This is a genomic window from Pseudomonas sediminis (assembly GCF_002741105.1).
In the GTDB taxonomy this organism is placed as follows: domain Bacteria; phylum Pseudomonadota; class Gammaproteobacteria; order Pseudomonadales; family Pseudomonadaceae; genus Aquipseudomonas; species Aquipseudomonas sediminis.
Map to the genome: position 1 here is coordinate 637679 of NZ_NIQU01000001.1, position 13808 is coordinate 651486.

The window sequence follows — 13808 nt, forward strand, 5'->3', positions numbered from 1 at the left end:
GTTACTCCTGCGCCGGGCTGGCTGGCGTGGCTGCCTTCGCCTCCTCGACCTTGACCGGGCTGTCCGGTCGCACCTTGGCCAGGCCGTCGACGATCACCCGCTCACCATCGCTGACGCCAGCCAGAATCACCCAGCGTCCGCTGGCCGTATCACCGGTGGTGACCTGGCGCATGCGCGCGAGGCCCTGCTCGTCCACCACGTAGACGAAGGTCCCGCGCGGGCCCTGAGCGACGGCGCGCTCCGGTACGGTGATGGCGTTGGGACGGGTCAACCCCTTGACCTGCACGCGCACGAACTGCCCGGGCAACAGTTTCTGATCGGGGTTCGGCACCACGCCACGGGCGCTGACGGTGCCGGTACCGCGGTCGATCAGGCTGTCGGTGAAGTCCACTTCGCCCGCTGTCGGATAGGCCGAGCCATCACCAAAATGCACTTCCACGCTGAGTTTGCCGCTGGCCGGTAGAGCCAGGCTGCCTTCGGACACTTCGCGACGCAGACGCTCGGCCTCGGCATCCGGGTAGGCGAAGTTGACGAAGATAGGGTCGAGCTGGGTGATCTGCGTCAGCAGGCTGGCACTGGGATCACCGGCGACGATCAGGCTGCCTTCGGAAACGCTTTCCTTGCTGGTGATGCCGGTGATCGGCGCCTTGACCGTGGTGTAGTCGAGGTCGATCTGGCGCGACTGCACCTCGGCCTGGGCCGCCTCGATATTGGCCTTGCTCTGTTCGAAGTTGGAGATGGCGTTGTCCAGCTCACTCTCGCTGGCGAAGCCCTTCTTCTGCAATTCGCGGATGCGTTTGAGGTCACGATCGGTCTGGCGAAAACGCGCCTGCTCCTGCGCCAGCGCGCCCTTGGCACGGGCCAGAGCCGCCTCGTAGGGACGCGAATCGATGCGAAACAGCACCTGATCCTTCTGTACCCGACTACCCTCCTGGTAGGTGCGCTCCTGCAGGATGCCACCGACCTGCGCTCGAACCTGCACTTCGCGGTAACCAGCGGTTCGCGCCGGATACTCCAGCACGATAGGTAGTTCGCCGGCCTTGACCTGCTCGACCGTCACCGCCGTCGGTGGCGCCTCGGCGGCCTCGACGCTCGCGGCCAGCAGGACCAGGCTGAAGGGCAGGCAGACACCGACCAGACGAACGAAGGGCATGAGGCATTCCTCTCCTTGGCTAGACACGGGACAGAAGCAGGACAACCAAGCCCGCCACCAGCAGGCGGGGCAAAATCGGTAAACTCGGCACAATCTGAGCCTAGTTCCAATTAACCGGATCGCCATGCGTAGAACCAAAGAAGATGCGGAGAAAACCCGCTGCGCCATCCTCGCTGCTGCGGAACAGTTGTTCCTCGAGCGCGGGGTCGCCCATACCAGCCTGGAGCATATCGCCCGGCATGCTGGGGTCACGCGCGGCGCGGTCTATTGGCATTTCCAGAACAAGGCCCACCTGTTCCACGAAATGCTCAATCAGGTACGCCTGCCGCTGGAGCCACTGGCCGAGCAGTTGGCCGCAGTCGATGGCCTGTCATCGCTACAGTTGCTGCGCGACCTGTGCATAGAAGCCATGGCCAATCTGGTACTCGACGAGCAACGCCGGCGCATCCTCACCGTGCTGCTGCGCCGCTGCGAGTTCACCGAAGAACTGCGCGAGGCCGAGGAGCGTCACGAAACCTTCGTCAATCAGTTCATCGACCTGTGCGAACAACAGTTCGCCCTGCCAGAGGTGCAACCGCACCTGCACCCCGGCATCACCCCGCGCCTGGCCTCGCGCACGCTGCACGCGCTGATCGTCGGCCTGTTCAGCGATTGGCTGCGCGATCCAAATCTGTTCGACGCCCAGACCGACACTCCAGCGATGATCGACAGCTGCTTTCGCGGCCTGCTGCGGCAGTGGCCATAGCAGATCCGAGTTCTATGCGGGTGCAACCTCGTAACCCTCTTCACGGATGGCGGCCTGGATCTGCGCAGCGTCCAGGTTGCCCTGCACTCGTACCAGCCCAGCGGCCAGATCGACTTCGACGCTGGCTGCCTGGTCCAGCGCCTGGATCGCCTGGGTGACGGCGCGTACGCAATGACCGCAGGACATTCCGCTAACTTTGAACTGTTGCATAACTGGCTCCTTGAATCAGTGGTCGATGGGAGTAGTCTCGACCTTGCCACAATGGCAAGGTCAAGCCCTTGCGTCATGTCATTTGCCGCGTTCCCGTACGAGGGTCATCACAATGCGTCTGCTCTGCTCCGCCCTTGCCCTGCTGCTGGCGCCTCTGGCCCAGGCCGAACCGCTGGCCCCGCTGCCGTCGACCAGCCAGGGCGAAGGTTATGCGGTGCTGATCGTCTCGCGCGAACGCCTGGAAGTGGCCACCACCTGCGAGGTTGCGCTGTACCTGCATGACCAGATGGCCGCACGCTTGCACCAGGGCCAGTCGGTGTCCTTCAACCTGCCGCCGGGCAAGGTCTCGCTGCGCCTCGGCCTGACCGGCACCGGTTCCTGTCAGGACGGTATCAACCAGCTCGCCGGCCAGTCGCTGGAACTGCAAGCGGGCGAGGTGCGCCGCTACCGCATCGCCATGGGCAGCGATGGCCTGCGACTGCATACCGCACCAACACTGAACTGAAGGCTTGACCTTGCCATGGGGTCAAGGTTGATCCTGTAGCCATCCAGCTACAGGGAGCCGAACCATGACCACCTTCGACCTGCCGATCCGAGGCATGACCTGCGCCAGTTGCGCCGGTCGTGTAGAGCGCGCGTTACGCAAAATTCCGGAGGTGAGCAGCGCTAGCGTCAACCTGGCCAATGAGCAGGCGCGTATCGAAGCGCCGACCGACAGCCTGCCGCAACTGATCACCGCCATCGAGGGCGCCGGTTACAGCGTGCCCAGCCAGCCACTGGAACTGAGCATCGAAGGCATGACCTGCGCCAGCTGCGTCGGTCGTATCGAACGCGCCCTGGGCAAGCTGCCGGGTGTGAGCAAGGTCGCCGTCAATCTTGCCGATGAGAAGGCGCGCCTGCAGGTGCTCGCTGGTTTCGACCCGCAACAGGCGCTGAAGGCGGTAGCTGCCGCCGGCTACAAAGCCAGCCTGCTCGATGATCACCCCACGACGGATGATGCCCAGCACCGACTACGCCGTGAACGTCTGACCTTGCTGGCAGCCATCGTCCTGACCCTGCCGCTGGTGCTGCCGATGCTCGTCGAGCCGTTCGGCCTGCACTGGATGCTGCCAGCCTGGGTGCAGTTCCTGCTGGCCACGCCGGTGCAGTTCATCTTCGGCGCGCGCTTCTATCGCGCGGCCTGGCAGGCGCTGAAGGCTCGCGCCGGCAACATGGATCAACTGGTGGCGATCGGCACCAGCGCCGGCTACGGTCTGAGTCTGTATCAGTGGACCGTGACCCCGACCGGGCAGATGCCGCACCTGTACTTCGAGGCCTCGGCGGTGATCATCAGCCTGATCCTACTTGGCAAGTACCTTGAGAGCCGCGCCAAGCGCCAGACCGCCAGTGCCATTCGCGCGTTGCAGGCATTGCGCCCGGACCACGCGGTGCGCCTGGTGGAGGGGCGCGAGGAGCGCGTCGGCCTTGAAGCCCTGGTGCTGGGCGATCGCATCCTGGTCAAGCCGGGCGAGCGCTTCCCGGTCGACGGCCAGGTACTGGAGGGTCACAGCCATGCGGACGAGGCACTGATCAGCGGTGAAAGCCTGCCGGTGGCCAAGCAGCCGGGCGACAAGGTCACCGCCGGCGCCATCAACGGCGAAGGCCGCCTACTGGTCGAGACCACCGCCTTGGGTGCAGAGACCGTGCTGTCGCGGATCATCCGCCTGGTAGAAGACGCCCAGGCGGCGAAGGCGCCGATCCAGAAGCTGGTGGACAAGGTCAGTCAGATCTTCGTCCCAACCGTGCTGCTGATCGCCCTGGCCACGCTGCTCGGCTGGCTGGCATTCGGCGCGCCGTTGGAAAGTGCCCTGCTCAATGCCGTCGCCGTGCTAGTGATCGCCTGTCCCTGCGCGCTGGGCCTGGCCACACCGACCGCTATCATGGCCGGCACCGGCGTCGCCGCGCGCCACGGCATCCTGATCAAGGACGCCGAAGCACTGGAAGTGGCGCATGCGGTGCAGCACATCGCCTTCGACAAGACCGGCACCCTCACCGAAGGTAAACCGCGCATCGTCCATATCGGCCTGGGCGAAGCAGACGAGGACGAACTGCTGCGCCTGGCTGGTAGCCTGCAACAAGGCAGCGAACACCCGCTGGCCAAGGCCGTGCTGCAGGGCTGCGCCGAACAGCACATCGCACTGCCGGCACTGAGCGACAGCCGCGCGCTGGCCGGTCGTGGGATCGCTGGCAATGTCGAGGGCCGCAGCCTGCAACTGGGCAGTAGCCGCCTGCTGGAGGAAAACCAATTGCAGGAGGGAGCGCTGGCCGAATCCGCCCGCACCTGGGAAGCCGAGGGCCGCACGCTGTCCTGGCTGCTCGAAACCGGCAACATCCCTCGCCTGCTCGGCCTGCTGGCCTTCGGTGATCAACTCAAGGAAGGTGCGGCCGACTCCATCGCCGAACTGCGCGAACAGGGCATCACCAGCCACCTGATCAGCGGCGATAACCAGGGCAGCGTCGCGGCGGTGGCCAGCGTGCTGGGCATCGACCAACCTCATGCGCAGGTGCTGCCAGCGGACAAGGCGCGGCTGATCGGCGAACTGCGCCAGCACGGCACCGTGGCCATGGTCGGCGACGGCATCAACGACGCCCCAGCACTGGCCGCAGCCGACGTCGGCATCGCCATGGGTGGCGGCACCGATGCAGCCATGCATGCCGCTGGCATCACCCTGATGCGCGGCGACCCTCGCCTGGTGCCGGCCGCGCTGGACATCAGCCGGCGCACTTACGCCAAGATCCGCCAGAACCTGTTCTGGGCCTTCATCTACAACCTGATCGGCATCCCGCTGGCCGCCGCCGGCCTGCTCAACCCGATGTTCGCTGGCGCCGCCATGGCCCTGTCCAGCGTCAGCGTGGTGAGCAACGCGTTGCTGCTCAATCGCTGGAGACCGAAAGGATCGTAGCCGGCATTTTCTTGAACCGGCGCATGGTATGGGAATGCCATCATTGAAGCTGCGCCCGGTGTCCGGCACCCTTCAGGCTTCGCCCAACTCATGGATGGAGGCCAAGGCATGCTGGATGCCAATCAGGCGCATATCACCCTCGCCATTCCTGCGGTCGAGAACGACCTGCAGGTTCTGAGCTTCGAGGGGCGCGAAACGCTCAACAAGCCCTACTGCTTCGAAATCGAACTGGTCAGCCAGAGCGCCGACCTCGATCTCGACGCTCTGATCAACCAGACCGCCTACCTGGCCTTCGGCCCCTCCGGCAAAGGCGTTCACGGTGTGGTCTACGCCATCGAGCAAGGCGACTCGGGTAAGCGCCTGACGCGCTACCGCATCAGCCTGCGCCCACAGCTCGCCTACCTGGCTCACCGCTACAACCAGCGCATCTTCCAGCACCTGACGGTGCCGCAGATCATCGGGCAGATACTCGAAGATCACGGCATCCAGAGCGACGCCTATCAATTCCAGCTCGGTTATATCTACCCCGAACGCGACTACTGCGTGCAGTACGACGAAAGCGACCTGCACTTCATCCAGCGCCTGTGCGAGGAAGAAGGCATCAGCTTCCACTTCCAACACAGCGAAGACAGCCATCGTCTGGTGTTTGGCGACGACGCCAGCGTCTTCCCCAAACTCGATCCGCTGAATTACCAGCAAGACAGCGGCCTTTCCGCTGACAACGAGGTGGTACGCGCCTTCGGCGTGCGCCTGGAAACCCGCAGCACCCAGGCCACCTGGCGCGACTATGACTTCGAGCAGCCCAAGCTGCAGATGGAGGCGGACTACCGCAGCGAGTTCAGCCCGGCACTGGAGGTCTACGACTACCCTGGTCGCTTCACCGACCGCACACGCGGCAAGCACCTGGCCAAGCGCAGCCTGGAACGCCTGCGCAGCGACTATGAGCTGGCCGAAGGCCAGAGCGACGCCTACCTGATCTGCGGCCACTTCCTTGCCCTGGCTGGTCATCCGCGAGCACAGTGGAACGACCTCTGGCTACTCAATGAAGTCATCCATGAAGGCAAGCAGCCACAGGTGCTGGAAGAGTCGGTGACCAGCAACACCCAGCCGGGCGACGGGTTCCAGCAGGGCTACCGCAACAGCTTCAGCGCCACCCCCTGGGACATCCCCTACCGCCCCGCGTTCGAACATCCCAAGCCCAAGGTACTCGGTAGCCAGACCGCCGTCGTCACGGGCCCGGCCGGCGAGGAAATCCACTGCGACCAATACGGCCGGGTGAAAGTGCAGTTCCACTGGGATCGCGAAGGCCTGGGCAACGACACCACCAGTTGCTGGCTGCGCGTAGCCTCCAACTGGGCCGGCAAGGCCTATGGCGGTGTGGCTATTCCACGGGTGGGTATGGAAGTGCTGGTCACCTTCCTCGAAGGCGACCCCGACCAGCCCTTGGTCACCGGCTGCCTGTATCACGCCGAGCACGTGGTGCCCTACGACCTGCCGGCAAACAAGACCCGCAGTCTGTTCAAGACCCTGAGCAGCCCCGGTGGCGGCGGTTACAACGAATTCCGCATCGAAGACCGCAAAGGCGCCGAGCAGATCTACATCCACGCCCAGCGCGACTGGGACGAAAACATCGAAAACAACCAGAAGATCCGCGTCGGCAACGAGCGCCACGACACCGTCGAAGCCAATACCCATACGGAACTACGCGCCGAGGAACACCGTACCACCGACCTCGACCGCAAGGTGGAAGTGCGCGCCAACGACCATCTCACCGTAGGCACCACTCAGCACGTGAAAGTCGGCACCGGCCTGTTTATCGAAGCTGGCAACGAGATTCACTACAACGCCGGTAGCAAAGTGGTGATTGATGCAGGCATGGAACTCACCGCCGCAGGCGGCGGCAGCTTCCTCAAGCTCGACCCCAGCGGCGTCACGCTGAGCGGGGCGACGATCAAGATGAATTCGGGGGGTGGGCCGGGTAGTGGGTCGGGGTTGAAGATTCTGGCGCCGACGCTACCCAATGCTGCAGACCGTGACCGTCCCGGTTCCCTCTTGGCACCGCCCAGACCACAGCCGGTCTTATCTTTCGGCCCGCTGTGCGGCAAACAGAGCAACGGTGCCTGTAGCCGGGGAGATTGTCCATGCATGAAGGGCTGAACAACTTCATTGCCAAGCTGGAGCAATCCATACCTACACTACCGGCTGATCAACCGACATGGCACTTCATCATTGACCAACAAACCGTGCCGGATGCCCAAGCCAAGGTGTTCGCCATTGATGAACCTGCAGAACAGATCCTCTTGTTCCAGAGGACTGATTTTCATCACCTGGCCGATCAGGGCCCACTTTGGTTCAGTGCTGAGGCCGGCAGTGCGCTGCAACAGCTGGGGGAATCCCTTTGCCAGCAGCATTGCGCTGGTATTGCGCTCTGCGCAGCAGACCGCGACGCGGCCATCGCTCATGCGTGCTGGCTGCTGACGGTCAACGATGGTTCCGGTGGTCAGAGCCTGATCAACTATTACCGCCCCGACATATGGGCGGCGATGGCCTTGACCTCATCAGAACAGCTATTTGCCCCTTGGTCCGCGGTTTATAGCCCGGCACCGCGTGCACTTGGCGCTAGACCGCAACATTGGATCGGCTGGCATGCGCCGCTCGACTATTCGCCAAACACCGTACAGAAGCATTACAGCCTGGCAGCATCTACCCAACTGACCCAGCGTACCCTGCGCTGGGTCTACTGGATCGACAGGCACTACACGAAATTCAACGCTCCCCACGGCCAACAACTACCCGCGATCATCGATAACCTGGAGTTGCTGGTGGACCACGGCATTAGCGAAGGACGCTGGCTAGTGAGACTGGCTGATCTGGTCAGCCGGACACGGCTCGAGGAGCAGGAACCTGTCATGGCCATTCTGCGCGGTAAGGCCGACCCCTTCATCAAAGTCGATCAAATATTGGCGCAGAATCTCTAGCACAATTGGAATGGAAGCCTATGTTCCCTATCACGCCTTCCGCCCCACGTGGCGATACCCAACCTACACCTCACTCGACATCGGCCGAAGCAGCTACGCGTCCGCAGCAGATCTTGCAATTGCCGGCAGAGCCAGTGATAGAACCGACCGAAGCGGACTGCTTCGACAAGACGCAGACTCCGGCCTGCTCGCCCCGCTTTGCCAATGTCATCTACGCCACGGAAGAAAAAGCCTTCTGGCTACTGCCGGAGCGTGCAGCCGACGCCATCAAGGAGGCGGCACAACGTTTAGAGCAGGACATTTCCCCGGACAAAAGCGCCGAGGATCGCAAGAAGGGTCTCGATGCCAACGGCCTGCTGGAACACTTTCTGGAACCACGCCTGAGCTTCTTTCTAGAAGGCGAAGAACAGGCCTGGATGCAGCGTTTCGAGTCGGAGAATCGTTTTTCCAATGGTCGCTATATCAATGAGCGCCGGGATTTGCTCACCGACCCACGTAACCTGGCCTTTCACAGAAACAAGGAGCGCCTGGATACCCTGAATCAATGGCTTGGGCTCTACAACAGTGCTATCTCCGAAGCGCATCGCCAGGGCTATGACTATCAGGATGGCCGGCTATTCAGCCCGCAGGCAGTAGCGGCCCGCAATGCCGTACAGGCCTACCTAGAGGCTCGCAACGCGCTACTCGAACAAGGTGAGCTACCAACCTATACGCTGCAAGAGATCGCCGAACTGATGCAGGAGGCCAAGCGTCGCTATGACGATGCCATCGACTGCACCGTCAACTGCAGAGCTCAGTTCAGAAGCTACCAGGTGTGGAAGGAGCAGCAGCAAAGCGCTTTCGATTATGCGCAGTACATTGATGCCATTCTCAAGGCTGCCGACTACGGCCTAGCCCTGCCTGAATTCGCCCTGATCAGCGACGAGCACTCCGGTGTGGTCAGCGGCATCGAGAGCTTCAAGGAATACCTTGGCCTCATCGATGCACAGCGTCGCCTGGAACAAAAGATGGAGGAGCGATATCAAGGCTGGATTCGGGCAAGCGGCGAGAATCTCCAGGCTCCCGCCGGATTGCTGAAAGCGGAAAAACAGGCCTGGAGCGCGCTGGAAGATCAAAAACTGCAGATTCGCTGGCGTGCGCAATGGGTCGTATCCAACACCCAGCCACGTCGCCACCTGCTCTGGGAGCCGGAACAGTTCGAGCCCAAGCCGGTCGATCGCCTGGTCAAGGTCGGTTTTCCCTTGCGCGAGGTCAGCCTGCCCGACACGCCCGGCCAACCGCTGCGTCACCTGAGCCTGAAGGTGCTCAAAAGCCTGCTGAAACCAGCAACAAAGCGCAGCGCGAGCTTCGCCGGTAACAGCAGCGGCCAGCAAGGCGAAGATCACGCCGCCAGCGACTTCAGTGACTGGCTCAAGGGCATGGGCAGCATCGAAATCAAGGACCAGGAAGGCCCTTGGTTCGACGCTGAAGGCTGGTTCGATGTCGAGCGCTTCTACCAATATGTCAGCCAGCGCAAAGGCTACCGGGTCGACGCCCTGCAGGATGCTGGCACTCGCCAGGAATGGGGCGAACGCCTGCGCCAGGTGCTGTTTCAAGACGATGCTGTCCGTCAGCTGCGCCTGTTCGATCCCACGCCCCAAGCGCAACTGGTGCGCTGCCTTACGCCACCGCAACCAAGCATTCATGGCGGCGCCTCGGTCGACGGGCCGTCCTTCGCCCTGCACGAAGGGGTAACCGCCGGCGCTCGGGCGCATTTCAATATCGACTTGGCCAGGGGCGAAATCGAACTGGGGAAAATCGATCTGCCGGAACGCTCCGCCGCCACGGATGTACAGGCCACCTATATCAACTACCAACAACAACTGGCGACGATGAACCTGGGCCGCTTTTCGGTGCACCTGGGCGCCCGCGCCTGGGGCTACACCGGGGTAGCCATGATGCTCGCCGCCGAACTGGAGCTGTCGCCTGGCAATACCGGCTACGGCGCCACCCTCGATCCCGTAGAGCCGGCCGAACGTGAGGCCAATAGCGCCAGCGCAGCCGGCAATGCGCGCACTGGGCAGGTGGTAACGGGACAAGGCGCCAAGGCCCAAATCGAGGACGGAGCATCGGCCAGCTTCAACCTGTTCGCCGGCGTCCAGGTCGGGATCAAGCTCACTGGTGCTCTGAATTGGGCACCTCCCAAGCAACTGGCGGACCTACGTGCCCTGCCCGCCTATACCGACGGGCAAGCCCCCAACGACGGCTGGCTCAGCCTCGCCCGCCTTGAAGGCGAACTGGCTGCCGCGATCGGAGTCGGCGCCAAGGGAGAGGTGACCCTCTCCTTGGACAAAGGCTGCCTGATCCTGCGCATCAAGGCGGCGCTAATCGCCGGCCCCGGCGTCTCCGGTACTCTCGCTTTTGCCGTGGGCTATGAAGCCATCATCGAACTGATCAACCTGATGCGCCGCGAACTGCGCGAAAACCAATATCACAATCTGGAGTGGGTAGAAGGTTCCGCCTTCGACTTCATCAGCAAGCTCAACGTACTGGGCGCTGTGGGTATCGATGTCGGCATGGTCTACATGCTGAGCCTGCGTAACGCCGACATTGTTATGAATCTCTACGAAGCCCTGACCAGTGGCGGCAAGGGCGGGCCAATCGCTCATGCGATCATGGGCTACGAAGACCAGGCCGAACTGGAACGGTGGTTTGTCGATGCCACTCCGGAAGCCCTGGGGCCGATGTTGATGACGCTGCTGTTCAGGCCGGAGGCATTCGATGCAGTGGATATAGCGTTTGACGATAACGGTAATCCTCAAGAACAGATCACACCCTATTCGGAACCAGCGTGCCATCTACTGCAACAACGGGCTATCGAAAGAATCCTTGGCTGGCTGTTACGTAATGCCGAGCGCACAGGCACAGTCAGCAATGCACAACGTCAGTTCGACGAAGCCTGTTCACGGATGAATCGCTTTGGTACCAAAGAGCCGCAACCAGGACAGGCCTACTGCACCAACCGGATGCGAATGGATAGGTTTATGGCTGAAGGAGTTATGCGTATCGGCCCTCAAGGGCCGATGGGTGATGATTTGCGGGCTCGCTACAAAGAACATGTCAAAACCTTGGGGCAACTAAGAGACAGTTACTGCCGGCGCAGCGATTACTACGGCCATACATTTGTCCCAGGCGGCCGTGCTACATATACAGGACCCAACGAATAAGCCATTGGAACTATATAATGTATTTTAGATACCTCATTGCCAGCACACTAACAACCCTGCTGTGCTTTTCAGCTTGGGCAAGTCAGCTGACACCGGAACAGCAAGAGGCCAAAGAAAAGGGCATTGCCTTGTACAACCAATATAAAGCAATGTCGGCAGAACCCTATTTAGAGGTCGCAGCCAAGGCAGGAGACAGGGAAGCCCAATATTATCTAGGCGAAGCGCTGCGAATGAACAATCGCTTTATGACAGAAGAAGCTCAAAAGTGGTTTATAGCCGCTGCTGACCAAGGTGATCTATATGCCATGCTCAGGCTTTCCCGCAGCGGTAGCGATCTATGTTCGGCCATGAGTAACTGCCCTTCTGACTCCAAAACGGCCTGGGACTGGCTCAAGCAAGCACGTGAAATTGGTAAAGCCCGTGCCGACGCCGGGGACTCGGAAGCCATGTACATTATGTACTTAGGAACAAATGATCTTGAGTGGTTAGAAAAATCTGCCGATGCGGGCTACGCCCCCGCGCAATACCTATTGGCAAGCCGTTATCAGGAAGGAAAAGGCTTTTTTTTCCCCCCCTGGAAGCGCTCAGAGAAAGTTGAGGAGCTGGCCAAAAAATCCGCAGAAGGCGACTTTGTAGCAGGAATTTTTCTATATCAACAATTCTTGAAAGGTGATGATACCGCTATACGATACTGGACAGAAAAAGCCGTCAGCCTAGGGTCAGCAGAGGCAATTTATGGTTATGGTGCCTTTTTAGCCCATGAGCCAGAACAATATGGATTCCCTTTAGATCCAATTAAAGCATATGGCTTTATCTACATGCTTAAAGATTTGGACGGAGGGGGCGGCATGCAAGAAAATGTAGAGTATAAGCTCCCCAAAGTCGCTTCAAAAATGACACCCGAACAAATCGAAGAAGCCAAAGTTTTTGCAGCGAAATGGAAGGCTACCCATCCGCCACTTTCCTTCTTCCCACCCAAATTAGGCTTCTAACACTCGGGCTCAACCCTCTGGCATAGTCATGCGGAGTTTCTGCCGACAAGAAGACTGCATCCATGAACATCGGCCAAGCCGCCAAGCACACCGGCCTTAGCGCCAAGATGATTCGCTACTACGAGTCCATCGACCTGCTGCCCCATGCCGGGCGCTCGGAGAGTGGCTATCGGCAGTACAGCAGCAGCGACCTGCACCGCCTGGCATTCATCAAGCGGGCACGGGACCTGGGGTTTTCGCTGGAGGAAGTTGGCAAGCTGCTGGCGCTGTGGCAGGACAAGCAGCGCGCCAGTGCCGATGTGAAGGCGCTGGCCGAGGAGCATATCGCCACGCTTTCACGCAAGATTGCCGAGATGAGCGCCTTGCGCGATACGCTGGTGGAGCTGGCGAACAGTTGCCAGGGCGATAGCCGGCCGGATTGTCCGATTCTGCAGGGCCTGGAGGAAGGAGTGAGTAGCGGCGCGGCGGGATGCTCGTCGCACCGTCAGCCGTAGGGCGGGTGAAACCCGCCAGACCGACAACGGCGGGTTGCACCCGCCCTACGTCAGTGGCGCCGCCAGTTCTAAAGCCCCTCCCATGGCACCGGGCGCAGCGTGAGGATTTGCGCACGGCGCACCCTACGGAGCAGAGCCCGGCAAAAGCTTTATCAGCGCATCCAGGGCGGGATCGGTTCGGCGTCCTTGGGTTCGTCTTCGGCGTTGAGCAGGGCCTGCTTCTTCGCTTCCTCGGCCAGGGCGGCCTTGATCTCGCGCATTACCGCGTCGATGTCGGCGGCGTCCTCGGGCTCGGCGAATTCGCCGGTCAGCTGCGTATCGGGCAGCAGTTTGCCGGCCTCGTAGAGCGCCCACATTTCCTTGGCGTACTTGGTGTACTTGAGCTCCGGTGCGAACTGGCCAAAATACTCGGCCATGTTGCGCACATCGCGCTCGAGCATGCTGAAGGCGTGGTTGTTGGCGGCGGCGTCCACGGCTTGTGGCAGATCGATGATCACCGGGCCTTCGGGGCCGAGGAGCACGTTGAATTCCGACAAGTCGCCGTGCACCAGGCCGGCGCAGAGCATCTTTACGATTTCCTGGATCATGAAGGCGTGGAATTCACGCGCGTCATCCGGGTGCAGGTCGACGTCATTGAGCCGCGGCGCGACATCGCCCTCGCCGTCGTCCACCAACTCCATCAGCAGTACGCCGTCGAGAAAGTCGTAAGGTTTGGGGACTCGCACACCAGCATTGGCCAAACGGAACAACGCGGCGACTTCGGCGTTCTGCCATGCGCTTTCCTGCTCCTTGCGCCCGTACTTGCTGCCCTTGGCCATGGCCCGCGCCTGACGGCTGCCACGCACCTTGCGGCCTTCCTGATACTCGGAAGCCTGGCGAAAGCTACGCTTGTTGGCTTCCTTGTAGACCTTGGCGCAGCGCAGCTCGTCGCCGCAGCGCACCACATAAACCGCTGCTTCCTTGCCGCTCATGAGCGGTCGCAGCACCTCGTCCACCAGGCCATCTTCGACCAGGGGTTCAATACGTTTGGGCGTCTTCATCGGTGTGGATCACGGGTCCTTTTTGGCCAGAGGCGGACTTTCAGGGGC

The 13808-nt window shown here is 61.4% G+C and carries 11 protein-coding genes; 8 read left to right on the forward strand and 3 right to left on the reverse strand.

From position 1 onward, the window contains the following. Position 1: 1 nt before the first annotated feature. Complete coding sequence (locus CDO35_RS03120) at positions 2-1153, reverse strand: efflux RND transporter periplasmic adaptor subunit (protein ID WP_099522526.1); 1152 nt, start codon at positions 1151-1153, stop codon at positions 2-4. Between the two features lie 124 nt (positions 1154-1277). Here CDO35_RS03120 and CDO35_RS03125 point away from each other — a divergent pair, with 124 nt between their 5' ends. Next, positions 1278-1898, forward strand: coding sequence for a TetR family transcriptional regulator (locus tag CDO35_RS03125; RefSeq protein WP_099522527.1), 621 nt, complete (start codon positions 1278-1280; stop codon positions 1896-1898). Positions 1899-1910: 12 nt separating this feature from the next. Here CDO35_RS03125 and CDO35_RS03130 read toward each other — a convergent pair whose 3' ends face one another. After that, a complete protein-coding gene (locus CDO35_RS03130; RefSeq protein ID WP_099522528.1) occupies positions 1911-2108 on the reverse strand; it encodes a heavy-metal-associated domain-containing protein in 198 nt (65 codons plus the stop codon). A 112-nt stretch (positions 2109-2220) separates the two neighbouring features. Between CDO35_RS03130 and CDO35_RS03135 the strand changes: the two genes are divergently transcribed. The 7 genes from CDO35_RS03135 (at position 2221) to cueR (ending at position 12720) form a co-directional block, all read left to right on the forward strand. Then, the gene (locus CDO35_RS03135) at positions 2221-2613 is read left to right on the forward strand and encodes a hypothetical protein (protein WP_099522529.1); all 393 of its coding nucleotides are present in this window, start codon (positions 2221-2223) and stop codon (positions 2611-2613) included. A 64-nt stretch (positions 2614-2677) separates the two neighbouring features. Beyond that, positions 2678-5050, forward strand: a complete 2373-nt coding sequence (locus CDO35_RS03140; RefSeq protein ID WP_099522530.1) for a heavy metal translocating P-type ATPase — start codon at positions 2678-2680, stop codon at positions 5048-5050. A 108-nt stretch (positions 5051-5158) separates the two neighbouring features. Next, positions 5159-7207, forward strand: a complete 2049-nt coding sequence (locus CDO35_RS03145) for a type VI secretion system Vgr family protein (protein WP_099522531.1) — start codon at positions 5159-5161, stop codon at positions 7205-7207. Then, a complete protein-coding gene (locus CDO35_RS03150; RefSeq protein ID WP_099522964.1) occupies positions 7192-8028 on the forward strand; it encodes a DUF4123 domain-containing protein in 837 nt (278 codons plus the stop codon). The genes CDO35_RS03145 and CDO35_RS03150 overlap by 16 nt, the downstream gene beginning before the upstream one ends. 134 nt (positions 8029-8162) lie before the next feature. After that, entirely contained in the window at positions 8163-11234 is a 3072-nt protein-coding gene (locus CDO35_RS03155; protein ID WP_143507298.1) for a hypothetical protein, read from the forward strand. A 17-nt stretch (positions 11235-11251) separates the two neighbouring features. Continuing rightward, positions 11252-12226 carry a tetratricopeptide repeat protein gene (locus tag CDO35_RS03160; protein WP_099522533.1) on the forward strand — a complete coding sequence of 325 codons (975 nt, stop codon included), beginning with the start codon at positions 11252-11254 and terminating at the stop codon, positions 12224-12226. Positions 12227-12288: 62 nt separating this feature from the next. Then, the gene (gene cueR, locus CDO35_RS03165) at positions 12289-12720 is read left to right on the forward strand and encodes a Cu(I)-responsive transcriptional regulator (RefSeq protein ID WP_099522534.1); all 432 of its coding nucleotides are present in this window, start codon (positions 12289-12291) and stop codon (positions 12718-12720) included. Between the two features lie 152 nt (positions 12721-12872). Here cueR and CDO35_RS03170 read toward each other — a convergent pair whose 3' ends face one another. Beyond that, positions 12873-13760, reverse strand: a complete 888-nt coding sequence (locus CDO35_RS03170) for a PA4780 family RIO1-like protein kinase (protein ID WP_099522535.1) — start codon at positions 13758-13760, stop codon at positions 12873-12875. Between the last annotated feature and the right edge of the window lie 48 nt (positions 13761-13808).

What these genes read in the sequence shown, in the direction of transcription:
- CDO35_RS03120 (WP_099522526.1), bottom strand. Translation starts at nt 1,153, where the DNA reads ATGCCCTTCGTTCGTCTGGTCGGTGTCTGCCTGCCCTTCAGCCTGGTC.
- CDO35_RS03125 (WP_099522527.1), top strand. Translation starts at nt 1,278, where the DNA reads ATGCGTAGAACCAAAGAAGATGCGGAGAAAACCCGCTGCGCCATCCTC.
- CDO35_RS03130 (WP_099522528.1), bottom strand. Translation starts at nt 2,108, where the DNA reads ATGCAACAGTTCAAAGTTAGCGGAATGTCCTGCGGTCATTGCGTACGC.
- CDO35_RS03135 (WP_099522529.1), top strand. Translation starts at nt 2,221, where the DNA reads ATGCGTCTGCTCTGCTCCGCCCTTGCCCTGCTGCTGGCGCCTCTGGCC.
- CDO35_RS03140 (WP_099522530.1), top strand. Translation starts at nt 2,678, where the DNA reads ATGACCACCTTCGACCTGCCGATCCGAGGCATGACCTGCGCCAGTTGC.
- CDO35_RS03145 (WP_099522531.1), top strand. Translation starts at nt 5,159, where the DNA reads ATGCTGGATGCCAATCAGGCGCATATCACCCTCGCCATTCCTGCGGTC.
- CDO35_RS03150 (WP_099522964.1), top strand. Translation starts at nt 7,192, where the DNA reads ATGCATGAAGGGCTGAACAACTTCATTGCCAAGCTGGAGCAATCCATA.
- CDO35_RS03160 (WP_099522533.1), top strand. Translation starts at nt 11,252, where the DNA reads ATGTATTTTAGATACCTCATTGCCAGCACACTAACAACCCTGCTGTGC.
- cueR (WP_099522534.1), top strand. Translation starts at nt 12,289, where the DNA reads ATGAACATCGGCCAAGCCGCCAAGCACACCGGCCTTAGCGCCAAGATG.
- CDO35_RS03170 (WP_099522535.1), bottom strand. Translation starts at nt 13,760, where the DNA reads ATGAAGACGCCCAAACGTATTGAACCCCTGGTCGAAGATGGCCTGGTG.